We start from the raw sequence: 24,406 nt of genomic DNA, 5'->3' as shown, positions 1-24,406 counted from the left end.
GTCCTCACTCCCGCAGCAGGTCGGGCACCCCGTCCGCGTCCGGCTCGTCGCGTTCGCAGGAGACCACGGTGAGCTGCTGGGTGGCCCGGGTCAGCGCCACGTACAGCACCCGCAGCCCGGCCGGCGACTCGTCGGCGATCTCCGCCGGGGAGACCACCACCGTCGCGTCGTACTCCAGGCCCTTGGCCTCCAGGCTGCCCAGCGCCACCACGCGCTCGCCCAGCTCCGCCAGCCAGCGCGCGGCCTGCTCGCGCCGCCGCATCGCGACGACCACGCCGACCGTGCCGTCCACCTGGCCGAGCAGCCGGGCCGCCTCCTCGCGCACCGAACGGGCCAGGTCGTCACCGGCCTCCACGAAGCGCGGCTCCACCCCGGTCGAGCGCACCGCCGCCGGGGACTTCATCCCCGGCATCGCCAACGCCAGCACCCGGGCGGCCAGTTCCGCGATCTCGGCCGGGTTGCGGTAGTTCACGGTCAGCTCGAAGCGGCGGCGCGGGCGCGAGCCCAGCGCCTCGTCGCGCGCGGCGCCCGCCTCGTCCGGGTCGGACCAGGACGACTGGGCCGGGTCCCCGACCACCGTCCAGGTCGCGGTGCGGCCCCGGCGGCCCACCATCCGCCACTGCATCGGCGTGAGGTCCTGCGCCTCGTCCACGATGACGTGCGCGTACTCGGTGCGCTCCTGGGCCAGCCGCTCGGCGCGCTCGCGCTGGGTCTCCTCGCGCTGCGGCATCAGCTCCTCCAGGCCGGTCAGCGCGTCCAGCGGGTCGTACTCGCGCTTCTTGCGCGGCCGGGCCGGGGTGCCGAGCAGCGTCTGGAGCTCGTCCAGGAGCGCCACGTCGTGCACCGACAGGGGGCCGTGGCCGTCCGCGTCCAGCCGGCCCAGCGAACGGGCCAGGCGCCGGGTCTCGCCGGGCGTCAGCACCCGGCGCGCCCAGCGCGAGAGCCGCCGCTCGTCGCCCATCGCGGCCAGCACCCCGCGCGGGGTCAGCTCGGGCCACCACGCGTCCAGGAACGCGAGGAAGGCGTCCTCGGAGGTGATGTCCTCGTCGAACGAGGAGCGCAGCTCGGCGGCGAGCTCCGGGTCGCTGTGCCGCCCGGCGGCGCCGGAGCGGTCCCACAGGGCGTCCAGGAGCAGCTTGCGGGCGCGCGGGCGCAGCAGGTTGACCGGGGCGGTCCCGCTGAGCACCGCGTGCCGGATCCGGCGCAGCTCCTCGGCCTCCAGCTCGATGCGCCGCCCGAAGGCGACGACCCGCAGCAGGGTCGGGGTGGACGCGTTCCGCTCCGGCGCGGCCCCTTCGGCCGGCTCCTCGCCGAACGCCAGCTGACCGGAGTCGGCGGGCGCGGCGCCCCGGCCGGCGGGGGCGCCGCGCCGGGTTCTGGAGCGGGCCGGCTCGCCCGTCTCCAGCGCGCCCCGGGCCGCCTTGCGCAGCACCTGGAGCATCCGGGAGGAGCCCTTGATCCGGGAGACCGCGGGATCGTCGTACGCGGTGGCCTCGGCGCCGTCGACGAGGTTGCCGACCGCGCGGATCGCGACCTGGCCCTCCTCGCCGAGGGAGGGCAGCACGCCCTCGGTGTACGCCACCAGCAGCGGGGTCGGGGAGACGATGAGGATGCCGCCCGCGTAGCGGCGGCGGTCCTGGTAGAGCAGATAGGCGGCGCGGTGCAGCGCGACGGCCGTCTTGCCGGTGCCGGGGCCGCCCTCGACGTAGGTGACGGAGGCGGCGGGCGCCCGGATCACCAGGTCCTGCTCGGCCTGGATGGACGCCACGATGTCGCGCATGGTGTGGCTGCGGGCCTGGCCGAGCGCCGCCATCAGGGCGCCGTCGCCGATCACCGGCAGGACGGCCCCGTCCAGGGTCGCGGTCAGCTCCGGGCGCATCAGGTCGTCCTCGACGCCGAGCACCCTGCGGCCCTTGGAGCGGATGACGCGGCGGCGCACCACCCGGCCGGGGTCGACCGGCGTGGAGCGGTAGAAGGGCGCGGCGGCGGGCGCCCGCCAGTCGATGACCAGCGGCGCGTAGTCGGAGTCCAGGACCCCGATGCGGCCGATGTGGAGCGTCTCGGCGATCTCGGCGTGCTTGCCGTCCCCGTCCTCGCGCACGACGCCCTCGGCGGGCTCCACGGCCGTGTAGGCGCCGTCCGGGCCCTTCTTGCCGTCCTTGCCGAGCAGCAGGTCGATCCGGCCGAAGAGGAAGTCCTCGAACTCGTTGTTGAGCCGGTTGAGATGGATCCCGGCCCGGAAGACCTGGGCGTCCCGCTCGGCCAGCGCGCCGGGCGTGCCGACCTGGCCGCGCTGGGCGGCGTCGTTCATCAGGAACTCCGCCTCGTGGATCTTCTCCTCCAGGCGGCGGTACACCTTGTCCAGGTGTTCCTGCTCGACTCCGATCTCGCGGTCTCTGACCGAGTCGACAGCGGCTTCCTGCGCGGCCACCGGGGCCCCCTTCTGACGTGCATTGGGCAGCCGTCAACCGTACGCGAAGGGGGCGGCTCTGTCAGGCGGTGACCAGCCGGTGATCAAGGAAAGACCACCTGCTGGTCAGGCGGGCACGTCCACCAGCGCCTTGCCGTCCAGGGTCCGGACCTCGAAATGGTCGATCTGGTCCCGGTTCAGGGCGGTACCGCCGTGCACGTACAGCGGGTACTCGGCCCCCTTGTGCGGGCTGTCCTTGATCCCGTAACCCCAGGTGGGAACCGCCCAGGTGGTCACCGTCTCCTGCTCGCCGTCCTTGCCGACCGCGATGAGGCTGCACTTGAGCGGCCCCTTCACGTTCTTCAGCTCCAGGACGGTGTGGGTGCCCCAGCCCTTCTTCTCGGTGCCGATGGTGGCGGTGACGCCGGTGGTCGCGTCGGTGGCCGCCACCTTCTGGGTCATGTGGTTGAAGAAGGCGTCCTCGGCCGGGCTGGTGGGGTGCGGCTCCGCCTCGGCGCTCTGGTGCGTACCCGAGTCGCCGGAGGTGGCCACCACGGCGATCGCGGGACCGCCCACGATCAGCGCGGCGGCGGCGGCCACCAGATAGGTGGTGCGGCGCCTGCGCTTGGCGCGCTGGACCGCGACCTCGCCGATCAGCCGTTCGCTCATGCTGGGCGGCGCCGGGCGCAGCGGCCGGTCGGCGGGGCCCGGGAACTCCTTCAGGGTCGCCAGCAGCGGTTCCATCCCGGCCAGCTGCTCCAGCTCGGCCGCGCACAGGTCGCAGCCCGCCAGATGGGCCTCGAAGGCGGTGGCCTCGGCGTCGTCGAGGACGCCGAGCGCGTACGCCGCGACCGCCTCGTGCTCGGACTGGTACTCCGGCGTGGTCATGCCGTCACCCCCCGTTCCTCCAACGCGAGTTTCATGGAGCGCAGGGCGTAGAAGACACGGGACCGCACGGTCCCGCTCGGTACGCCCAGCACCTGGGCCGCTTCATTGACCGTACGTCCTTTGAAGTACGTCTCGACGAGCGCCTCCCGGTGGGCGGGCGTCAGGTCGTCGAGCGCGTCCGAGAGCGTCATCAGCCACAGCGCCTTGTCGATCTCGTCCTCCGCGGGCATGACCTCCAGCGGCGACGGATCGACCTCCTGCGGCCGGGCCTGCCGGCTGCGGTGGCCGTCGATGACGATGCGCCGTGCGACCGTCACCAGCCAGGGGCGGACCGAACCGGTGGCCCGGTTGAGCTGACCGGCGTTCTTCCAGGCACGGATGAGCGTCTCCTGCACGACGTCCTCGGCCCGCTGGCGGTCACCGGCGACGAGGCGGAGCACATACGCGAGCAGCGGTCCCGCGTGTTCGCGGTAGAGCGCCCGCATCAGCTCCTCGTCGGGGACAGAGCGGTGCCGGGCGCCTTGCGGACGGTCATCGGCCACGGCGGCATCCTTGCGCACCAGAACCTCCCGGTCGAGACCCTGCCGGTGCGCGGGCGCGTACCGGCTCATCCCTCCATACGGGCGGTTGTCCTGGACCATTCAAAATCGAGCGGGGATTTTTGTTTGAGGAGTGGTCCCAGGGGTGCGCGGGGCGCGGCTACAGGGCCGCGGCTGCCGTCCGCCGGCGGTGGCGGGCCACCCGTTCCCGGTTGCCGCAGACCTCGCTGGAGCACCAGCGGCGGCGGCGCCCCCGGGAGGTGTCGAGGTAGAGCCGGAAGCAGTTGTCGCCCTCGCACTGGCGCAGCCGGGCCCGGTCGCGCGGGTCGGTGAGCAGCTCCACCGCGTCCCGGGCGACCACGGCGAGCAGCGCGGTGCAGTCGGGCGCGCCGCTGAGGGTGCGCTCCAGCCGTCCGTCGGCGCCCCGGATCGCACGTACGCCCGGGGGTGCGGCGGCGGCGAGGGCGTTGACCCGCTCCAGGGCCGCGGCGGCCGAGCCGCCCCGGCCGCCCAGCTCGGCGTGGACCAGCTGGCCGATCTGCTCGCGCAGTTCGGCGAACCGGGCCAGCCACTGGCCGTCGGCCCCCGTCAGCGGCGTCCCGGCCGGCACCAGTCCGGCGCCGACGAGCCACTGGCCGAGCCGTCCGGTGCTGTCGAGCTGATCGCTGTCGTACGCCCCGGTCGCCACCAGATCCAGACAGATCCGCCCGGAGTCGAACCGCAACATGCGTGCGTCACCGCCTTGGAAGGTCACACCGGTGAGTTCCGTACCGTGCCGTCCCTCCAGAGTGCCCGCCCGGGGGCGGCGCCGGAACCCCTCCCGCCGCACGCGGGGCGCGGCGGCGGGAGGGGACGGGCCGCGGACGACGGCTCAGTCCGCGTACTTGGCGTCCGAACCCGGGTCCAGGGCGAGCCGGTAGCCCCGTTTGACCACGGTCTGGATCAGCTTGGGGGCGCCCAGCGCGGTGCGCAGCCGGGTCATCGCGGTCTCCACCGCGTGCTCGTCGGTGCCCGAACCCGGCAGGGCCCGCAGCAGATCGGCGCGCGAGACCACCCAGCCGGGCTTGGCGGCGAGGGCGCGCAGCAGCGACATCCCGGCGGGCGGCACCGGCCGCAGCTCGCCGTCGATGAGCACCGCGTGGCCGCGGATCTCCATCCGGCGCCCGGCGATCGGCAGCGTCCGCGCGCGGGCGGGCAGTTCGCAGCAGAGCAGCTGGACCAGCGGGCCCAGCCGGAACCGTTCGGGCGCCACCGTCTTGATGCCGCGCGCCTGCAGCGGCAGCGCGGTCACCGGCCCCACGCAGGCGGCCAGGACGTCCCCGTTCAGCGCGGCGAGCAGGTCGGGGAGCAGCCCGCGCTCCTCGGCCCGGGAGAAGAGGGAGGCGGCGGCGGGGGCGCTGGTGAAGCTCACCGCGTCCAGGCCGCGCGCCACGGTGAGGTCGAGCAGCCGGTCGAGCGGGCCGATGTCCTCCGGCGGCAGCCAGCGGTAGACGGGGACGCCCACGACCTGGGCGCCGCCCGCCCGCAGCGCCTCCACGAAGCCGGGCAGCGGCTCGCCGTGCAGCTGGACCGCGATCCGGCGGCCCTCCACGCCGTGGCCGAGCAGCCGGTCCAGGACCTCGGCCATCGAGTCGGAGGAGGGCGACCACTCCTCGGTGAGCCCGGCCGCCCGTATCGCGCCCTTGGCCTTGGGGCCGCGCGCCAGCAGTTCGGTGGCGCGCAGCCGGGCCAGCAGTTCCTCGCCGAGCCCCCAGCCGTCGGCGGCCTCCACCCAGCCGCGGAATCCGATCGCGGTGGTGGCGACCACGATGTGCGGCGGCTCGTCGATCAGCTCCTTGGTGGCCGAGAGCAGCTCGCCGTCGTTGGCGAGCGGCACGATGCGCAGGGCGGGGCCGTGTACGACGGCGGCGCCGCGGCGCTGGAGGATCGCCGCGAGCTCGTCGGCGCGGCGGGCGGCGGTGACGCCGACCGTGAACCCCGCGAGGGGGCCGTGCTGTGTGTCGACCATGGCTCTCCAACTGGGGTGGTGCGGCGGGTCGCCCGAGCCTGTCAACCCCGCATGACAGGTCCGGTTCACGCGCATTTCCCTGGTGTTACGGCGTCACGGCCACCAGGGAGCGGTGCGGCGCGGTCCGATGGTCCCATTAGACATCGGCGTACACCGGCTCCGCCCGCCTCTCGGCCTCGGCCGGGCGCCGAAGGTATACGGCCCAAGTGGCGGTGAAGCAGGCCGCGTAGAAGCCCAGGAAGGCCACGAAGGCGGCGGTTCCGGTGCCGTTCGTCAGGAAGGACTGGCGGAAGGCCAGGTTGATGGCGAGCCCGCCGAGCGCGCCGACCGCCCCGATGAGCCCCATGGCGGCCCCGGAGAGCCGCCGCCCGTACGCCGCCGCGGCCTCCCCCTCCATGCCCTTGGCGAGCGCGGTGGCCTGGAAGATCGCCGGGATCATCTTGTACGTGGAGCCGTTGCCGAGCCCGCTGAGCACGAAGAGCGCGATGAAGCCGACGAGGAAGACGCCCAGCGACTTCTGCACGGAGGCGGCGATCACCACCCCGGTGGCCACCGACATCGCTGCGAACGTCCACAGCGTGATCCGCGCCCCGCCGAACCGGTCCGCGAACGCGCCGCCCACCGGCCGGATCAGCGAGCCGAGCAGCGGCCCGATGAAGGTGAGCGAGGCGGCCTGGAGCGGGGTGCGCCCGAACTGGGTCTGCAGGACCAGCCCGAAGGCGAAGCTGTACCCGATGAACGAGCCGAAGGTGCCGACGTAGAGGAACGCCATGATCCAGGTGTGCCGGTCCCGTACGGCCTCCCGGGCGGCCCCGGTGTCGTTCCTCACGGGCGCGAGGTTGTCCATCCTCAGCGCGGCCCCGAGGGCCGCGGCCACGATGAGCGGCACGTACACGGCGAGCACGATCCGGGGGTGGGTGGCCCCGGCGGTCCCGATCACCAGCAGCCCGACGAGCTGCACGACGGGCACCCCGATGTTGCCGCCCCCGGCGTTGAGCCCGAGCGCCCACCCCTTCTTGCGCAGCGGGAAGAAGGAGTTGATGTTGGTCATGGAGGAGGCGAAGTTGCCGCCGCCGATCCCGGCGAGCGCGGCGACCAGCATGAAGGTCGTGTACGAGGTGCCGGGCTCCATCACCGCGAACGCGGCGCCCGCGGGCACCAGCAGCGAAAGGGCGCTGAAGACCGTCCAGTTGCGCCCGCCGAACCGGGCGACGGCGAACGTGTAGGGAATCCGCACGACCGCGCCGACGGCGGTGGCGGTGGAGATGAGGAAGAACTTCCCCGCCGGGTCGACGTGGTAGGCGGGTCCCATGAAGAGGACCATCACCGACCACATCGTCCAGATCGAGAAGCCGATGTGCTCGGAGAAGACGGAGAACCAGAGGTTGCGCCGGGCGATCCGCTCACCGGTGCGCTCCCAGAAGCCCTCGTCCTCGGGATCCCACTCCTGGATCCAACGGCCAGCCATGACGCCTCCATGATCGATCGTGTCGCGGCGATGCGATGCGCGGGGTTCGTTTCGGGACAACCGACGGTAGGGACGCGGGATTTCACCCCCGTGCCGTCGCGTGACCGTCGGGCAACCTTGTGTTCACGCGGGGCCGGGGCGGGTGGTGAGGACCGCGCGCACCTCAGTAAACGGGCCGGGCGCCCGGTTCCGCAGCGGGCGGCGGGGTCCGCAGTCGCACAGGGCGCGGGCCCGGCGGCGGGTCCGGGGAAACGCGAGGAGGGCCCGGACGTCCCCGTCCGGGCCCTCCTCGGCGCACCGCGCGCTCAGTGCTTGCGCGCCCGCTGCCGGCCGTCCGGCCACAGGCGTGGGGAACGCTTGGCCGCGACGTCCTCGATCCAGCCCGTCGACAGGATCATCAGCCCGATCAGCGGCCAGACCAGGACGAACATCAACTCGTCGTACGTCGTGGTCAGGAAGCCGTCGAAGTGGGTCCCGACGTACGGGACGTTCCACAGCTGGTCCAGGATCGGGACCGCCGCCGCGATCAGGGCGTTGTGCCAGAGGTAGATGGTGACGGCACGGTTGTTGGAGAGGGTGACCAGGCGGTCGTAGCGGGCCAGCCGGCCGGGCAGCCGGGGCCAGGACGGGGAGTAGGCCAGCAGGATCGCGCAGAAGCCGAAGGACCAGGTGGCCTGGGCCAGCGGGATGTCGTTGAGGTCCCAGCCGTCCTGGGTCTGGTGGCCCGAGGCCCACCACAGGCCGAACGCCATCACCAGCGACGAGCAGGACACCAGCAGATAGCGCGGCAGCTTCTGGATCAGCCCGTCGTGGTGGGCGAAGCCCAGCACCCAGCAGGCCGCGTAGGTCACGAAGTCGGTGATCACCGAACCGGTGTCGCCGGGGATGGTGACCAGGCCCGTGCTGAAGACCGCCGTCAGGACCAGCGGGGTCAGCAGCACCGGCCACGGCAGCTTGCGGAACAGGCGCAGCAGCAGCGGGGAGGCGAGCACGAACCAGAGGTAGGCGCGCAGGTACCAGAGCGGCTCGGCGGCCTGGACCGCCCAGGTCTGCTCCAGCATGCCGTCCTTGTGGCCGATCGACCACGGGAAGGGCGGGGTGCCCACCGGCACCAGGTAGTTGAAGAGCTTGGCGAACCACCACAGGCCCTGCGCCTTGTCGGGCTTCCAGCCCGCGTAGAACATCAGGCTCAGCATGACCGCGCCGAACGCCCACATCGGCGGCAGCAGCCGGCGCAGCCGGCCCCGGATCACGCTCCAGGCCGGCCGGCTGAGCGAGCGCGCCATCAGCGAGCCGGCCAGCGCGAACATCACGCCCATGGACGGGAAGACGATGGAGAGCCAGGCGAAGCCGAAGAGGTGGTAGATCACCACGCGGACCAGCGCGAGCGAGCGCAGCAGGTCCAGATAGCGGTCGCGGCCGGACGCCTTGGGCTTCTGCTCGGCGTGCGCGGCGGCGACCGACTCGGGCACCTCGACGAACGGCTGGGACGGGGACGCGGTCATGCGACGGGCCTCCGGTCCTTGCTCTCGCCGGCGCGGCGCTGGCTGGGGATGGCGCCCGGCGCCTCCACCACGCCCGTCCGCCGCAGCTTCTGCCACCGCAGGCGGCCACCCGTGAGGGCGGTGATCCAGGACTGCAGGAGCACCACGTACATCAGCTGGCGGTAGAGGATCTGCTGGAGCGGGAGGGAGACGAGGTGGGTGAGGCGTTCGCGGTCCAGGCGGAACGCGTAGGCCGCGCACACCAGTTGGATCGCCAGTACGCCCAGCCACGCCAGCACGGTCTTCTGGGTCGGGCCGAAGACCAGGCCGTACAGCAGGAAGACGTCGATCAGCGGGGCGAGCAGCGGGGCCAGGACCATGAAGAGGGAGACCAGCGGCAGGCCGACGCGGCCGAAGCGGCCCGAGGGGCCGCGTTCGATCACCGCGCGGCGGTGCTTCCAGATCGCCTGCATGGTGCCGTACGACCAGCGGTAGCGCTGCGACCAGAGCTGCTGGACGGTCTCGGGCGCCTCGGTCCAGGCGCGCGCGTTCTCCGCGTACACCACGCGCCAGCCGTCGCGGTGCATCGCCATCGTGATGTCGGTGTCCTCGGCGAGGGTGTCCTCGCTCATGCCGCCGACCCGCTTGAGGGCGGTGCGGCGGAAGGCGCCGACCGCGCCGGGGATGGTCGGCATGCAGCCCAGCACGTCGTACATGCGGCGGTCCAGGTTGAAGCCCATCACGTACTCGATGTGCTGCCAGGCGCCGATCAGCGAGTCGCGGTTGCCGACCTTGGCGTTGCCCGCGACCGCGCCGACCTTCGGGTCGCCGAACGGCTGCACCAGCTCGCGCACGGTCGACGGCTCGAAGACCGTGTCGCCGTCCATCATCACGACCAGGTTGTAGCGGGCGTGCGCGATGCCGTTGTTGAGGGCGGCGGGCTTGCCCGCGTTGGTCTGGCGGATGACCCGGACGTTGGGCAGCCGCATCGCCTCGACGATGTCGGCGGTGCCGTCGGTGGAGCCGTCGTCGACGACCACCACCTCGATGGGGTGGTCGCTGGCCATCAGCGAGCGCACGGTGTTGGCGATGCACTCGCGCTCGTTGTACGCGGGGACGATCACCGAGACCGGCTCGGTGACCTCCGGCCCCCAGCGGAAGCCGGGCCCGCGCACCTTGCGCGCGTGCAGGAACGACAGGATCAGCATCAGCCCGAACCGGGCGAAGACCAGCACGCCGATCACGGCGAGGCCGCCCACCAGCACGTCGGTGGTGTGCTCGGAGACCTGGACGGCGAAGACGAACGCCTTGCCCTTCCACAGGTCGGTGCCGGTGACCTTGGTGTGGGCGCTGGGCGCGTTCAGGGCCTCGGTCAGGTTCACGAACGCATAGCCCTTGTCCTGCAGCTTGGGCAGGAAGGTGTCGAGCGCCGCCACGGTCTGCGAGCGGTCGCCGCCGGAGTCGTGCATCAGGACGATCGCGCCCCGGTTGTGCTTGGGCGTGGCGTTCTTGATGATCGTCTTGACGCCGGGCCGCTGCCAGTCCTCACTGTCCGTGGAGTCCAGCGCGGTGATGTAGCCCCGGCTGCCGACGTACTTGATCACCGGCCAGTTCTTGTCGTCGATCGCGTCCGCGAACGAGGAGTAGGGCGGCCGGAAGAGCGAGGTGCGGATCCCGGCGGCGCCTTCGAGGGCCAGCTGGTTCTGGGCGAGCTCCCAGTCGATGCGGGCGTGCGACTGGTAGGAGAGGTCGGGGTGGTTGAAGGTGTGCAGCCCCACCTCGTGGCCCTCGTCGACCATCCGCTTGATCAGGTCGGGGTAGCGGGCGGCGTTGGCGCCCGTCACGAAGAAGACGCCGTGCGCGTGGTACTTCTTCAGCTGGTCGAGGACCTTCGGGGTCCAGGTGGGGTCCGGGCCGTCGTCGAAGGTCAGGACGAGCTTGTGCTTGGGGATGTCGAGGCTGGTCGGCTTGCCGGGGCCCCGGGCGTCGATCACCGGTCCGCCGTCGAGGATGCGGTCGGGCACCTGGTCGGTGTCCGCCTCGGCCCGTATTCGGTGGTCGGCGAGTATCTCGTTGTGGACGTACCCGCGCAGCATCAGCATCGCGAAGAGCGCGACCAGGAAGAGCAGGGGCAGCAGATAGCGCATCGGCAGTCTGCGGCGTCTTTGCGTACGGGCACGCCTGGGTCTTGGCGAGCGGCGGGCGTTCACGTGCTGGCTCCAGATTGCGGAGTGGGCACCGACGAGAGGTTCGCCGGGGTGCCGGAGTTGCCGGTGGGGTCGCCGGGGCCCGCCGAGCGGCTGCCGGTCGGCTTCGCCGTCGGCGAGGTGCGGGGGCGGGGAGTCGTCTTGGCCGGACGGGTGGTCTTGCCCGGCTTCGGGGTGGTGCCGGCCTTCGTCCCGTGCGAGGCGGCGCCGCTCGGACGCGGCTTCGCCCTGGCGCCCGGCTTGGCGGCCGGCCGTGCACTCGCGGGGGGCCGGGCGGCGCGGCTGTCGCCGGGCGCGGGCGTGACCTTGACCGTCTCGGCCGTCTTCTCCTTGGCGGCCGGGCCGGGTATGCCGAGCCAGGGCGCGCGGGAGTTGCCGCCGAGCAGGCTGCCGACCAGCATCACCGCGTAGCAGGTGCAGGCCAGGCCGAAGAGCCAGCCCAGTCGGCGCAGGTTCTTGCCGCGACGGCCGCTCTCGTCGACGAAGACGGGGCCGTCGGGGTCACCGGCCGGGACCGGGACCGGCGCCTGGGCGTCCGGACTGCCCAACTGACGTCCGGCGATGTTCAGTTCGATCGTGAAGTCGTCGAGCGGGCCACGAGGCTTCTCGAACGGGTTCCGGGGCTGCCCCGGAGGGGCTTCTTTTCGCCAATTGTCCACTTTGCGTACGCACTTCCCCACTGGATGATTCGCGGGTTGCGCACACTCCTCAGCGGGGGGCGCTTTGCGAACGGGACCCCACCCGTTCCACGTACCCCCACTACCACACCGCACCCGGGGGATGAATGTAGCGCACGCCGCTGTGACAAGTGTTCGTGCGCCAAGTGTTGTTCACCCTATGGATCACGCCAGATACCTAATAGCTGGACATGAGGGACAGATCGGCGTCAGGAATCCAGCTTTCTACGGGGATTTCCAGCCAGTTCCCGGCCTCCCCCAACCCCCGCGCGGCCTCCTTCAGTGCTTCGAGGCCAGGGTGCCTGAGCCCCTTGCGCCACACCAGCGACACCGGTGACAGCGGTACGGGAGCGGTCAGCGGGCGCAGCACCATCCCCGGTATCGCCAGGAAGTCGGTGCTGGCCAGCACCGACCAGCCGCGCCCCCGCACCACCCGGGAGAACTCCTCCTTCCCGGAGATCTCCGGGAACGGCGCGGCCAGTTCCACCCCCCGCCCGGCGAAGAGCCGCACGGCCAGGTCCGTCCACTCGGCGGTGGCCGGATTGCCCGCCCCCGCGTACAGCGTCTCGCCCGCCAGCGCGGCCAGCGGGACCTCCTCCAGGCGGGCCAGCCGGTGGTCCTCCGGGAGCAGCACGGCCATCCGTTCGAAGCGGACGGGCTGCTGCGCGAGCCCCGCCAGCAGCGCCGGGTCCAGCCCGGCGACCCGGCCGAAGGAGACGTCGATCCGCCCGGCCAGGATCTCGGCCGCCGCGCCCGTCAGCCCGCTCAGATGGCGGGCGACGAACTCCTGGCCCACCGCCCGCGCCCGGGCCCGCTCCAGCACCCGGTGGCCGGTCCCGACGGGCGCGCCGATGTCGACGAGCAGCGGCCGGGCCTCGGCGGAGCAGGCCGCCCGCAGCTCGTCGTGGGCGGCCAGCACCCGGCGGGCGTACGGCAGCAGCCGCTCGGCCTCGGCGGTGGGCCGCACCGCGCGGGTGGTGCGCAGGAAGAGTTCGGCGCCCAGCTCCCGCTCCAGTCGGCGGATGTCCCGGCTGAGCGCCTGCTGGGCGACGAAGAGCCGGGCGGCGGCCCGGGTGAAGTGCAGCTCCTCGGCGACGGCGGTGAACGCCCGCAGCAGCCGGGGGTCGATGTCCTGGGTCACGGACGGCAGTCAACCGCACGGCCGCGCCCCGCGCACCCTTTGACAACAGGAGTGCGTGAACGGGCTCCCCGCAGGTGTTGGACGCCCGCCGCCACCGGCCGCGAGGCTTCGACGCATGCCGCACCTGATGACCGTCTCCGGCTCCACCCTGGTCCTGGCCGCCCCCGGACCGCGCACGTCCGCCCCCGCACCGCACCCGGCGACCGCCCGCCGCACGTCCGCCCCCGCACCGCCCGGACCGCGCGCCGCCACCCCCGCACCGCCTGCGGCACACCCGCCCACCGCCCGCTCCCGATCCGCCCGGCTCAGCCCGTACCGCCGGCTCTTCGCGGTCCCCGGCGCGCGTGCCTTCACCCTCGGGAACCTGGTCGCCCGGCTCCCCATGGGGATGTTCGGCGTCAGCGCCGTGATCATGATCGCCGGGCAGCGCGGCTCGTACGCGCTGGCGGGCGCGGTCACCGCGACCGGTCTCGTCGCCACCGCGCTGGTCGCGCCCTGGACGGCCCGTCTCGTCGACCGCCACGGCCAGGCCCGCGTCGGTGTGCCCGCCACCGCCCTGGCCGTCCTCGGCTCACTGGCGCTGGTGCTCTGCGTACGCCTGGAAGCACCCGCCTGGACGCTCTTCGCCTCGTACGCCCTGACCGCCACCACGCCCAACACCGGCGGGATGTCCCGGGCGCGCTGGGCGCACGTCCACCGGGGCGACCCGGCCGCCCTGCACACCGCCCACGCCTTCGAGCAGGCGGTGGACGAACTCTGCTTCCTGCTCGGCCCGGTGGCCGCCGCCTTCCTGTGCACGGCGCTGTTCCCGGAGGCGGGCACGCTGACCGGCGCGGTGCTCCTGATGACGGGCATGCTGGTCTTCGCCGCCCAGCGCGCCACGGAGCCGCCGGTCGCCGCGCCCACCGGCGCCCGCTCGGCGCTGCGCTCCCCGGGCCTGCTCCCGCTGCTCGCCGTCTTCCTCGCGACGGGCGCGGTGTTCGGCTCGATGGAGGTGGTGACGCTGGCGTACGCGTCCGGGCTCGGCCACGGTCCGGCGGGCGGCGCCGTCCTCGCCCTCCAGGCGGCGGGGTCGGGCGCCGCCGGGCTGCTCCACGGTGGGGCGCGGCCCGCGCGCTCCCTCCCCGGGCGGCTGCTGCTGTGCGTCGGCGCGATGGCGGCGCTGATGTGGCTGCCGCTGCTCGCGGCCGGAACGGGTTCGCTCGCGGTGCTGGCCGGGGCCCTGCTGCTCGCGGGCGCCGCGACCGCGCCGACCATGGCGACCGGGACGGCCCTGGTCCAGCGCCTCACCCCGGCGGACCGCCTCAACGAGGGGATGGCCCTCGCGGTCACCGCGATCCTGGCCGGCATCGCGGCGGGCTCGGCCGCGGGCGGCCGGCTCACCGACCACGCCCCGGCACCGCTGCCCTATCTCGCCCCGGCGGGGGCCGCGGCGCTGGCGCTGCTCGTGTGCGCGGCCGGACCGGCGCGGCGGCCGGGCGGCGGGGCCCGCGCGACGCGCGCCGGGGCCGCGCGGAAATGACGAAGGCCCGGCCGCTGTCGCGGCCGGGCCTTCGCCCACATGGGAATTGTGGAGATGGCGGGAATCGAACCCGCGTCCAACGGTGCGGAATCAGGGCTTCTCCGTGTGCAGTTCGCTGCGATTTTCTCGGCCCCGGAGATCACGCGAACAAGTCTCCGACGGGCTCAGCCACTGTTTGATTTCCTTCTGGGTCCCGTGGCCGGGCTCAGAAGTTTAGATCCCTTGATGATGCCAGGATCCGGGTCGGGATCACCCCCGGGCTGACACTTCGCAAGTCGCTACTTAGGCAGCGAGGGCGAAGGAATCGCGCTTGGTGTTGGCGATTATTGGTTGCGACATATGGTTTACGAGATCATTGCCGCTTCCTCGACACGCTTCACCTGCTTCGACATCCGCTGTCGAAACCGATCATCCCCATGTTTTTTTAACAAGGTGCTCCGCCCCGGGGGGCGGCGCTGAAGCCATGGTACGCGACGCGCGCCACCGCTCGCCAGGACATTTACGCCCGCTGACGGCGGCGGGCCGCCGCGACGGCGCGGTTGGTCTCGCGGGTGTCCTGCTTCTCCCGCAGCGTCTGGCGCTTGTCGTACTCCTTCTTGCCCTTCGCCAGCGCGATCTCGACCTTCGCCCGGCCGTCCTTGAAGTAGAGGACGAGGGGCACGATCGTGTGACCCGACTCCTGCGACTTCGACTCCAGCTTGTCGATCTCGGCGCGGTGCAGCAGCAGCTTGCGCTTGCGGCGGGCGCTGTGGTTGGTCCAGGTGCCCTGCGCGTACTCCGGCACGTGGACGTTGTGCAGCCACGCCTCGCCGCCGTCGATCTGCACGAAGCCGTCGACCAGCGACGCCCGCCCCTGCCGCAGCGACTTCACCTCCGTACCCGTGAGCACGAGACCGCACTCGTAGGTGGTGATGATCAGGTAGTCGTGCCGCGCCTTCTTGTTCTGCGCGACGATCTTGCGGCCGTCGCCCTTGTCCTTGTCTTTTGCCTTAGCCATAGTGCGGCCATTTTCGCACTACGACCGCCCCCCGAGGCCACCCAATACTGTCTCGGCCCGCGCCTGGGCGTGCTCGGTGACCGGTACGTCCGGGGTGATCCCCCGGCCGTCGACGCCATGGCCGGCCGGGGTGCGGTAGTGGCCGACGGTCAGCTCGGCGACCGAGCCGTCCGGCAGGTCGGTCGGCATCTGGACCGAGCCCTTGCCGAAGGTGCGCGAGCCCACGGTGACGGCCCGGCCCCGGTCCTGGAGCGCCCCGGTCAGCAGCTCGGCCGCGCTCATGGTGCCGCTGTCGACCACGACGACCAGGGGGCGCCCGGTGTCGCCGCCCCGGTCCGCGTAGAGCGCGCGCTGGCGGCCGTGCACGTCGTACGTGGCGACCAGCCCGCCGTCCAGGAAGGCGGAGGCGGCCGAGGCGGCCTCGGTGACCAGGCCGCCGGTGTTGCCCCGCAGGTCGAGGAGGACCCCGGCGCCGTCGGGCGCCCGGCGCACCGCCGTGCGCACCCGCTCGCCGGAGCCCTTGGTGAACGCCGCCACCTTGATCAGCACGTCGCCGCCGGGCAGCGTGCTGACGGTGACCGCCTCGGTGGTGAGCTCGGCCCGGTGCAGCGACTCGCTCCAGCTCCGCCCGGCCCGCTCCAGGCCCAGCACGACCCGGCTGCCCGCCGTGGCGCCCTCGCCTCGCAGCAGGGCGACGACCTCGGTGACCGGCAGTCCGTCGACCGCGCGGCCGTCGACCGTACGCAGCCGGTCCCCCGCCCGGATCCCGGCGCGGGCGGCCGGGCCGCCGCTCTGCAGCCGGGCGACCTCCACGCGCCCGTCGCCGGTGCGCCGGGCCCACAGGCCGACGCCGGTGTACCGGCCGTCCAGGGCGTCCTCGAACTGCTCGTACGCGCTCGGGTCGTACACCGCGCCCCAGCGGTCGCCGCTGCGGCTGACCGCCTCGGCGGCGGCGAGGGTGGCGGACTTGCCGTCGGCCAGCGCCTCGGCGGCGGCCCGGGCCACGTCGGCGCCCCGGTCGCGGGGCTCGGCGGCCGAGGCGGGCAGGGCGTGCAGCGGGGCCCGGCGCTCCTCGGCCCTGGGCAGCGCGTCGGTGATGGCGGCGGTCGTCAGGACCGCGACGAAGACCAATGTCAGAGTCGCCCCGCGGCGCACTCCGCGGGACCTGGGACGGCTGTCCGGACCTGACATGGCGTCGAGTCTAGGACAACGCGAGGGCGCCGCAGGGGCTGTTGCTCCCACGGCGCCCGGGGCGCATCTCACACCGTACGGACCGTGCGTCACACCTTCAGGTACTTGCGCAGCGCGAAGAACGCGGCGACGGCGGGCATCAGCACGCTGGCCGCCAGCACCAGCGGCACCTTGGCGAGGACCGCGTCCCAGCCGATGAAGTTGATGAGGTTGAGCTTGTGGGAGAGGTCCAGGCCGTGGTCGATCATGAAGTAGCGGCCGACCAGCAGCATGCCGGAGGCGGCGACGCCGCCGAGCACTCCGGCGAACGCGGCCTCCATGATGAACGGCGCCTGGATGTAGAAGCTCGACGCACCGACCAGGCGCATGATCCCGGTCTCGCGCCGCCTGCTGAACGCGGACACCCGGACGGTGTTGACGATCAGCATCAGCGCCACGACCAGCATCACCGACATGACCAGGAGCGCGGCCACCTTCATGCCGTTGAGCAGACCGAACAGGTTCTCCAGGATGCCCTTCTGGTCCTGCACGGACTGGACGCCGTCGCGCCCGGCGAAGGCGGTGGCGACCACCTTGAACTTCTCCGGGTCCTTGAGCTTGACCCGGAACGACTCCTGCATCTGGTCCGGCGTGATCGAACCCGCCATCGGCGAGTCGCCGAACTGCTCCTTGTAGTGCTTGAACGCCTCGTCGGCCGACTCGTACGTGACGGTCTGGACGATGTCCAGCTTCTTCAGGTCGCCCTCGATGTCCTTCTTCTGCTGGGCGGTGACGGCGCCCTTGGAGCACTTGGCGACGGACTCGGCGTCGGCCTTGTTGCAGAGGAAGATCGAGACGTTGACCTTGTCGTACCAGTAGCCCTTCATGTTGTTGACCTGGTCCCGCATCAGCAGCGAACCGCCGAACAGGGCCAGGGACAGGCCGACCGAGACGATGACGGCGAACGTCATGGTCAGATTGCGGCGGAGACCGACGCCGATCTCCGAGAGTACGAACTGCGCGCGCATGGCGTCTGGTTAAGCCTTTCCGTGCTTTCGGGCTCGATGCTCAGCGCATCAGTGCTGGTAGCCGTAGACGCCGCGCGCCTGGTCACGTACGAGACGGCCCTTTTCGAGCTCGATAACACGCTTGCGCATCTGGTCGACGATGTTCTGGTCGTGGGTCGCCATGATGACGGTCGTCCCGGTCCGGTTGATCCGGTCCAGGAGCTTCATGATGCCGACCGAGGTCTGCGGGTCCAGGTTGCCGGTCGGCTCGTCCGCGATCAGGAGCATCGGCCGGTTGACGAAGGCCCGCGCGATGGCCACGCGCTGCTGCTCACCGCCGGAGAGCTCACCGGGGCGGCGGTCCTCCTTGCCGCCGAGCCCGACGAGGTCGAGCACCTGCGGCACGGCCTTCCTGATCTCCCCGCGCGGCTTGCCGATGACCTCCTGGGCGAAGGCGACGTTCTCGGCGACGGTCTTGTTGGGGAGGAGGCGGAAGTCCTGGAAGACGGTCCCGAGCTGGCGCCGCATGTGCGGCACCTTCCAGTTGGAGAGCCGGGCCAGGTCCTTGCCGAGCACGTGCACCTGCCCATGGCTGGCGCGCTCCTCGCGGAGGATGAGTCGCAGGAAGGTCGACTTCCCGGAGCCGGACGAACCGACGAGGAAGACGAACTCACCCTTCTCGATGTCGAGGGAGACCTCCCGCAGCGCCGGATGGCTCTGCTTGGGATAGGTCTTGGAGACGTTGTCGAATCGGATCACGGTGCACCACGGTCGCCGGGAATAGGTGTGCGTGACACTACGCGAACCGGCCTGGGCCGTGCAGGCGCCGTCCGAGGATGTTCCGGGGATGCGCCTTATGTCCCTGTTGACGGGAGCCCCCGGCCCCCTGGAGGGGGCAGAATCCGGTGGGGCGCGCCGAAACGCGCGGGAGCTGGCACAGTGGTAGGGGGAACGGTTGCGTTTCCCTGAGCGTTGTGCGGAGCAGTACGTGCTTGCAGCGGCTCCGCCGCGCGGGAGGAGGAAAGCGCATGACCTATGACCGATTGGTGTGCGCGAACTGCGCGGCGCCGGTCAGCGAGGGCCGCTGCCCCGTGTGCCGGGCCAACCGTGAGCGGCTGCAGCAGGAGGGCCCCTGGGGCGGTCTGAGCCCGGCCGCGCTGGTGACCCTGCTCGTGGTGCTGGTGGCCGCGGTGGCGCTGCTGGCCCACCAGAGCGTCTGACGGGGCGGCACGGCCGCGGGTTCACGGACCACGGCTTCACGGATTACGGCTTTACGCAGGTGGGGCCCGGGATGCGCATGCACCCCGGGCCCCATTTGCGTACCGCGGACCGACTACCGTCCGTGCCGGTCAGGCGACGTTGCGGCCACCGACCAGCCGCGGCATGAACCGGAAGCCGACGCCACCGGCGATCATCGTCGCGGCGCCGAGCAGCAGGAACGTGGTCTCGCCCGCACCGGTCTCGGCGAGCTCGTCCTTGGCCTGGCCCTGCTCGACCGGCTTGGAGCCGCCGCCGTCCGGGGTGGTGTTGTCCGGGCAGCTGGCGCCGTCGAGGGAGACGGTGCAGGTGCCGGAGCCACCGGTGCTGCCACCGGTGCTGGAGGAGCCGCCGGTGGCCGAGGAGCCGCCGGTCGAGGAGGAGCCGCCCGAGGTGGAGGAACCGCCGGTCGCGGAGGAGCCACCGGTCGAAGAACCGCCCGTGGCGGACGAACCGCCGGTGGCCGAGGAGCCGCCGGTCGAGGACGAGCCGCCCGAGGACGACGAACCGCCGGTCGAGGACGAACCACCCGTGGAGGAGGAGCCGCCCGAGGTGGAGGAACCACCGGTCGCGGAGGAACCACCGGTCGAGGAGGAGCCGCCCGTGGCGGACGAACCGCCGGTCGAGGAGGAACCACCCGTCGAGGACGAGCCGCCCGAGGACGACGAACCGCCGGTCGAGGACGAACCACCCGTCGCCGAAGAACCGCCGGTCGAGGACGAGCCGCCCGTCGAACCGCCGGTGTCGGCGCCGCCGATGCCGCCCGTGGAGGACGAACCGCCGTCGGCGGAACCGCCCGAGGAGGAGGAGCCGCCGTCGGCGGAACCGCCCGAGGAGGAGGAGCCGCCGTCGGCCGAGCCGCCCGAGGACGACGAACCGCCGGTCGAGCCGCCGGTGTCGGCGCCGCCGATGCCACCGACCGTGCCGGTGCCGCCGTCGGTCTCACCCTGGACGCCCACGCCGATGCCGCTCTTGTTGGCCTCGGCCTTGGCGCCGATGCCACCGATGTTCACGTCGACGCCGACGGCCTGGGCCGCCCCCGCGGCGGTCAGGGACGCACCCGCCGCGATCACCGCGCCCGCGGCTATCCGTGCAACGCGGATCCGCGTCATTTTCGTCATCTGCCTGCTACCCCCAGTAGCTCAATCGTCATGGAGCAGCGCCCGGGTGCCGCGGGACTGGGGGATCCGTTTTCCGTCGCCCCGTCACACGCGCCCCGGAAATACGCATGCCGCGCGCCACCCTTCCGCACTCCCGAGAATGACGTCAAGGCCGTTGCGCACGAAATGCCGGTATTCAGCTCAATTGCCCGTCGTACGGGATTGCGACTGTGACGAAAAAAGGGAACTGCCGCTCAATGAACGGCAGTTCCCTTGTCGACAAAGCCCCGAAAGGGCCGCCGATTACTTCTCCTGCTGCTTGCGCCAGCGAATTCCCGCTTCGAGGAAGCCGTCGATCTCGCCGTCGAGCACCGACTGCGGGTTGCCGACCTCGAACTCGGTGCGCAGGTCCTTGACCATCTGGTACGGGTGCAGCACGTACGAACGCATCTGGTTGCCCCAGGAGCTGCCGCCGTCGCCCTTGAGCGCGTCCATCCTGGCGCGCTCCTCCTGGCGCTGGCGCTCCAAGAGCTTGGCCTGGAGGACGTTCATGGCGCTCGCCTTGTTCTGGATCTGGGAGCGCTCGTTCTGGCAGGAGACGACGATGCCGGTCGGGATGTGCGTGATCCGGACCGCGGAGTCGGTCGTGTTGACGCCCTGGCCGCCCGGGCCGGAGGCGCGGTACACGTCGACGCGCAGCTCGGACTCGTCGATCTCGACGTGGTCGGACTGCTCGACGACCGGGAGGATCTCCACGCCCGCGAACGACGTCTGGCGGCGGCCCTGGTTGTCGAACGGCGAGATGCGCACCAGCCGGTGCGTGCCCTGCTCGACGGAGAGCGTGCCGTAGGCGTACGGCGCCTTGACGACGAAGGTGGTCGACTTGATGCCGGCCTCTTCCGCGTACGACGTCTCGTAGACCTCGGTCGAGTAACCGTGGCGCTCGGCCCAGCGCAGGTACATGCGCTGGAGGCGCTCGGCGAAGTCCGAGGCGTCGACGCCGCCGGCCTCGGCGCGGATGTTGACCAGCGCCTCGCGCTCGTCGTACTCGCCGGACAGGAGCGTACGGACCTCCATCTCGTCCAGCGCCTTGCGCACGGAGACCAGCTCGGCCTCCGCCTCCGCGAGGGTGTCCGCGTCGTCCATCTCCTCGGCGAGCTCGAAGAGCACCCCGAGGTCGTTGATCCGGCCGCGCAGCGCCTCGGTCTTGCGGACCTCGGCCTGGAGGTGCGAAAGCTTGCTCGTGATCTTCTGGGCCGCCTCCGGGTCGTCCCACAGGGACGGGGCCGCGGCCTGCTCCTCGAGCACGGCAATGTCTGCCCTCAGCTTGTCGAGGTCCAGGACGGCCTCGATCGACCCCATGGTCGAGGAGAGGGACTTCAGCTCTTCGGATACATCGACGACTGCCACGGGTCCAGCGTAACGGCTGTGCGCAAGGACGTTTCCCCCGCGCCGCCCCCGGGCCGCGCGACCCGCCCGCTACGGGGGCCCCGGCGCCGAGTGCTTGGAGTCCTGCGGAGGCTTGTCGTCGCCGCCCGAGGTGGCCAGCCAGCCGCCGACGCCCACCGCCGCCGTGAGGACCACCGCCGAGGCCCCCAGGATCAGCCGCCGTCTGCGCAGCTGGTCCGCCTTGTGCCGGGCCGAGCCGGGCCGCGGGGTGCCGGTGGAGCGCGGGACGCGGGCCGTGCCCAGCGGGCCGCCCGCGAGCTCGTCGGGGCCGGGGACCCGCATGCTGGTGTGGGTGTCGCGGTTGGAGTCGAGCGGCGCGCCCGGCACCAGCGGCACCGCGCCCCGCCGGGGCCTGGTGGAGGGCGCGGCGGGCTCCTCGTACACCGGCTCCTCGTGCTCCTCGGAGCCCGGCTCGTCGACGTCCAGCGGGGGCATGCCCGCCACCAGCGGCAGCAGCTCGCGCAGCCGGGCGGAGAGCTCCGAGGCGCGCAGCCGGGAGGCCGGGGCCTTGGCGAGGCACTGCACGACCAGCTGCCACAGCTCGTCCGGGATGCCCGGCAGGGGCACCACGGTCTCGGTGACGTGGCGGCGCAGGACCGCGCCGGGGTGGCCGCCGCCGAACGGCGTGAAGCCCGCCAGCAGCTCGTAGAGGACGGTCGCCAGGGCGTAGATGTCGACGGCGGCGCGCGGCGGCAGGCCCTCGACGATCTCGGGGGCCAGGTAGTCGGGGGTGCCGATGATCCGGGTGGCCTTGGTGCGGCGCGGGGTGTCGATCAGCTTGGCGACGCCGAAGTCGGTCAGCAGGGCCGGGTGGGCGCCGCCGGGGCCGAGCGGGCCCTGCATGTCGAGCAGGATGTTCTCGGGCTTGACGTCCCGGTGCACGACCCCGGCCGCGTGGGCGGCGGCCAGGCCGTCGGCCACGTCGGCGACGATCGCCACCGCCGCCTCGGGGGCCAGCCGGCGCTCGCGGTCCAGCCGGGTGCGCACGTCCGTGCCCCGCACCAGGTCCATGACCAGGGCGAGGTCGTTGCCGTCGACGACCAGGTCGCGCACGCCCACGACGTTGGGGTGGTCGAGGCCGAGCAGGGCGGTGCGCTCCTGGACGAAGCGGCCCACGAGCTCCTGGTCGGCGGCGAGGTCCTCGCGCAGCAGCTTGATGGCGACGGGCCCGTCCGGGCCCTCGCCGAGCCACACCGTGCCGGCGCTGCCCCGCCCCAGGATCTGGTGGGCGGTGTACCGGCTGCCGATATTCCGTGCCAAGACTGCTCCCTCAGCGGCTGGCTGTGCACGCCGAGGCTACGCGGCCGGGACGCCAACCTTCACTTCCCAGCGCGAAATCACCCCTGGGAAGTCGACAAATCGATGAAGTCGGTGTTCCGGACGGCGTTCCGGGGGCCTCAGCCGCCCGACTTGCCGCCGAGGTCGCCGATCCAGCCGGAGACCTTGGAGACCGCGTCCCCGATCGCCTGCCAGTAGCTCTTGCCCTCGGCCACCCAGTCCTGGAGCGGGGTCAGCTCCCAGACCAGCCAGCCCGCCACGAACAGCAGGACGACGGTGAACAGACAGCCCTTGAGGCAGCCGAGGCCCGGGATCCGCATCGGGTTGGCGCCGCGCCGGCGCGGCTCGCGGGGCGCGGGGGCCTGCGGCTGCTGCGGCTGGGGCGCCTGCGGCGGGGCGTACTGCTGCTGGGGCGGCGGCGCGTACTGCTGGTGCTGCGGGGGCGCCGCGTACTGCTGGTGCTGGGGCTGCTGGCGGTACTGCGGGGGCTGCTGCTGGCCGTACTGCTGCGGCCTCTGCTGGTGCTGCTGCGGGGGCTGCTGCTGGTACTGCGGGGGCTGCTGGCGGTGCGGGCGGCGGCGCAGCGGGTCCTGCTCCGGGTCCAGGTACTGCACCTGCGTCTGCTCGTTGCGGTCGCGGGCCGCCTGGAGCTGGGACTGCCAGGGGTGCGGCTGCTCGGGCTGCTGCTGGTCGCCCGGCCCGTGCCCGAAGCCCGGCCGGCCGGGCGGCACCGGCGGCATGACCGCGGTCGGGTCGGCGGCGCCCGTGTTCGGCAGCAGCGAGGTCGCGGCGGCCGGGTCGTACGAGGGCCCGGTGTTCGGCAGCACCTGGGTGGGGTCGGCGGCGCCCGGGACCTCGGGGACCGGGGCGGGCGCCGGGTCGGGCACCAGCAGGGCGCCGACGCCGTCGGCCGCCTCGACCTGGGCCGGGGTCGAGTGCACCCCGATGCCCGCCGCGACGACGCGCAGGCCGCGGGCGAGGTTCACGGCGCTGGGCCGCTCGTCCGGGTTCTTGCGCAGACAGCGCTCGATGACCGTCCACAGCGGAGCGGGGACGGTGGTGGGGCGGCGCGGCTCCTCGCTCAGATGCCGGTGCAGCACTTCGAGCGCCGTCCCGCCGGCGAACGGCGGACGCCCGGTGACCAGCTCGTAGAGCAGGATCCCGGCGCCGTAGACGTCGACGGCGGAGGTCTGCGGGCGGCCCTCGGCGGACTCCGGCGCCACGTACGCGGGCGTGCCCACGAACTCGTGCGTACGGGTCAGGCCCGGGGAGTCGGCGAGGCGCGCGATGCCGAAGTCGGTGAGCATCGGGTGCATCGCGCCGTCGCGCTCGTCCAGCAGGACGTTGGCCGGCTTCAGGTCGCGGTGGACCACGCCGTCGGCGTGGCTGGCCGCCAGCGCGTCGGCGATCTGCGCGGTGAGCAGGGCCGCGGCGACCGGCGTGAACGGGCCGTTCTCGCGCAGGTAGCGGTGCAGGTCGGGGCCGTCGACCAGGTCCATGACCAGGGCGAGCAGATCGCCCTCGACGACCAGGTCGCGGGTGCGCACGATGTTGGGGTGGGTCAGCCGCAGCAGCACCGAGCGCTCGCGCAGGAACCGCATCACGATGTCGGCGTCGTTGGCGAGCTCCTCCTTGAGGACCTTGATCGCCACCGTCTCGCCCGGCCGGCCCGCCACGGCCGCCTCCGCGCCCGCCGCTTCCCGCTGGCTGGCGCGCCAGACAGTGCCCGTGGCGCCGCGTCCGAGCGGCTCCTCGAGCAAGTACTTGCTGCCTACCGGCCGCACGTCATGCGCTCCCTGCTGGT

20 protein-coding genes and 1 other RNA gene are annotated in these 24,406 nt (G+C 72.6%); 2 read left to right on the top strand and 19 right to left on the bottom strand.

Annotation, left to right across the window (positions count from 1 at the left end):
• Positions 1 to 4 precede the first annotated feature (4 nt).
• The 10 genes from AB5J87_RS21750 to AB5J87_RS21705 form a co-directional block, all read right to left on the bottom strand.
• Entirely contained in the window at positions 5 to 2,431 is a 2,427-nt protein-coding gene (locus AB5J87_RS21750) for a UvrD-helicase domain-containing protein (RefSeq protein ID WP_369378567.1), read from the bottom strand.
• Between the two features lie 105 nt (positions 2,432 to 2,536).
• Positions 2,537 to 3,298 (bottom strand): anti-sigma factor, encoded by a 762-nt coding sequence (locus AB5J87_RS21745; RefSeq protein WP_369378566.1) that lies wholly within the window; start codon positions 3,296 to 3,298, stop codon positions 2,537 to 2,539.
• Positions 3,295 to 3,909, bottom strand: a complete 615-nt coding sequence (locus tag AB5J87_RS21740) for a sigma-70 family RNA polymerase sigma factor (RefSeq protein ID WP_369378565.1) — start codon at positions 3,907 to 3,909, stop codon at positions 3,295 to 3,297. Before AB5J87_RS21740 ends, AB5J87_RS21745 begins: the two co-directional genes overlap by 4 nt.
• An 88-nt stretch (positions 3,910 to 3,997) precedes the next feature.
• Positions 3,998 to 4,564 (bottom strand): ABATE domain-containing protein, encoded by a 567-nt coding sequence (locus tag AB5J87_RS21735; RefSeq protein WP_369378564.1) that lies wholly within the window; start codon positions 4,562 to 4,564, stop codon positions 3,998 to 4,000.
• A gap of 144 nt (positions 4,565 to 4,708) precedes the next feature.
• Complete coding sequence (locus AB5J87_RS21730) at positions 4,709 to 5,845, bottom strand: uroporphyrinogen-III synthase (RefSeq protein ID WP_369378563.1); 1,137 nt, start codon at positions 5,843 to 5,845, stop codon at positions 4,709 to 4,711.
• Between the two features lie 136 nt (positions 5,846 to 5,981).
• Complete coding sequence (locus tag AB5J87_RS21725; protein ID WP_369378562.1) at positions 5,982 to 7,313, bottom strand: nitrate/nitrite transporter; 1,332 nt, start codon at positions 7,311 to 7,313, stop codon at positions 5,982 to 5,984.
• Positions 7,314 to 7,618: 305 nt separating this feature from the next.
• Complete coding sequence (locus AB5J87_RS21720; protein WP_369378561.1) at positions 7,619 to 8,818, bottom strand: acyltransferase; 1,200 nt, start codon at positions 8,816 to 8,818, stop codon at positions 7,619 to 7,621.
• Positions 8,815 to 10,944: a bifunctional polysaccharide deacetylase/glycosyltransferase family 2 protein gene (locus AB5J87_RS21715; RefSeq protein WP_369378560.1), complete on the bottom strand. Its 2,130-nt coding sequence runs from the start codon at positions 10,942 to 10,944 to the stop codon at positions 8,815 to 8,817. Before AB5J87_RS21715 ends, AB5J87_RS21720 begins: the two co-directional genes overlap by 4 nt.
• A 59-nt stretch (positions 10,945 to 11,003) precedes the next feature.
• On the bottom strand, positions 11,004 to 11,552 hold the full coding sequence (locus AB5J87_RS21710; protein WP_369378559.1) for a hypothetical protein: 549 nt from the start codon (positions 11,550 to 11,552) through the stop codon (positions 11,004 to 11,006).
• A gap of 307 nt (positions 11,553 to 11,859) precedes the next feature.
• Positions 11,860 to 12,822: a LysR family transcriptional regulator gene (locus tag AB5J87_RS21705; protein ID WP_369378558.1), complete on the bottom strand. Its 963-nt coding sequence runs from the start codon at positions 12,820 to 12,822 to the stop codon at positions 11,860 to 11,862.
• Positions 12,823 to 12,937: 115 nt separating this feature from the next.
• Here AB5J87_RS21705 and AB5J87_RS21700 point away from each other — a divergent pair, with 115 nt between their 5' ends.
• The gene (locus AB5J87_RS21700) at positions 12,938 to 14,344 is read left to right on the top strand and encodes an MFS transporter (protein WP_369378557.1); all 1,407 of its coding nucleotides are present in this window, start codon (positions 12,938 to 12,940) and stop codon (positions 14,342 to 14,344) included.
• 46 nt (positions 14,345 to 14,390) lie between these two features.
• Here the strand turns inward: AB5J87_RS21700 and ssrA are convergent.
• The 5 genes from ssrA to ftsE all read right to left on the bottom strand — a co-directional run bounded on the left by ssrA (position 14,391) and on the right by ftsE (position 18,277).
• Positions 14,391 to 14,760: a transfer-messenger RNA gene (gene ssrA / locus AB5J87_RS21695) on the bottom strand.
• A gap of 83 nt (positions 14,761 to 14,843) precedes the next feature.
• Positions 14,844 to 15,341, bottom strand: coding sequence for an SsrA-binding protein SmpB (smpB, locus tag AB5J87_RS21690; RefSeq protein ID WP_369378555.1), 498 nt, complete (start codon positions 15,339 to 15,341; stop codon positions 14,844 to 14,846).
• Between the two features lie 18 nt (positions 15,342 to 15,359).
• Positions 15,360 to 16,532, bottom strand: coding sequence for a S41 family peptidase (locus AB5J87_RS21685; protein ID WP_369378554.1), 1,173 nt, complete (start codon positions 16,530 to 16,532; stop codon positions 15,360 to 15,362).
• Between the two features lie 89 nt (positions 16,533 to 16,621).
• Complete coding sequence (gene ftsX / locus AB5J87_RS21680) at positions 16,622 to 17,539, bottom strand: permease-like cell division protein FtsX (RefSeq protein ID WP_369378553.1); 918 nt, start codon at positions 17,537 to 17,539, stop codon at positions 16,622 to 16,624.
• Between the two features lie 48 nt (positions 17,540 to 17,587).
• Positions 17,588 to 18,277 carry a cell division ATP-binding protein FtsE gene (gene ftsE / locus AB5J87_RS21675; protein WP_369378552.1) on the bottom strand — a complete coding sequence of 230 codons (690 nt, stop codon included), beginning with the start codon at positions 18,275 to 18,277 and terminating at the stop codon, positions 17,588 to 17,590.
• A 269-nt stretch (positions 18,278 to 18,546) separates the two neighbouring features.
• Here ftsE and AB5J87_RS21670 point away from each other — a divergent pair, with 269 nt between their 5' ends.
• Complete coding sequence (locus AB5J87_RS21670) at positions 18,547 to 18,738, top strand: hypothetical protein (RefSeq protein WP_369378551.1); 192 nt, start codon at positions 18,547 to 18,549, stop codon at positions 18,736 to 18,738.
• 129 nt (positions 18,739 to 18,867) lie between these two features.
• Here the strand turns inward: AB5J87_RS21670 and AB5J87_RS21665 are convergent, their stop codons facing one another.
• From AB5J87_RS21665 to AB5J87_RS21650, 4 genes are all read right to left on the bottom strand, one after another.
• Positions 18,868 to 19,896 carry a hypothetical protein gene (locus tag AB5J87_RS21665; protein WP_369378550.1) on the bottom strand — a complete coding sequence of 343 codons (1,029 nt, stop codon included), beginning with the start codon at positions 19,894 to 19,896 and terminating at the stop codon, positions 18,868 to 18,870.
• A gap of 282 nt (positions 19,897 to 20,178) precedes the next feature.
• A complete protein-coding gene (prfB, locus tag AB5J87_RS21660) occupies positions 20,179 to 21,285 on the bottom strand; it encodes a peptide chain release factor 2 (protein ID WP_369378549.1) in 1,107 nt (368 codons plus the stop codon).
• A gap of 69 nt (positions 21,286 to 21,354) precedes the next feature.
• A complete protein-coding gene (locus AB5J87_RS21655) occupies positions 21,355 to 22,584 on the bottom strand; it encodes a serine/threonine-protein kinase (RefSeq protein ID WP_369378548.1) in 1,230 nt (409 codons plus the stop codon).
• Between the two features lie 137 nt (positions 22,585 to 22,721).
• Entirely contained in the window at positions 22,722 to 24,386 is a 1,665-nt protein-coding gene (locus AB5J87_RS21650) for a serine/threonine-protein kinase (RefSeq protein ID WP_369378547.1), read from the bottom strand.
• Positions 24,387 to 24,406 lie beyond the last annotated feature (20 nt).

The organism is Streptomyces sp. cg36, assembly GCF_041080675.1.
In the GTDB taxonomy this organism is placed as follows: domain Bacteria; phylum Actinomycetota; class Actinomycetes; order Streptomycetales; family Streptomycetaceae; genus Streptomyces.
Note: the sequence above shows the minus strand (reverse complement) of the source record. Positions and strands in the feature narration are given on the sequence as shown.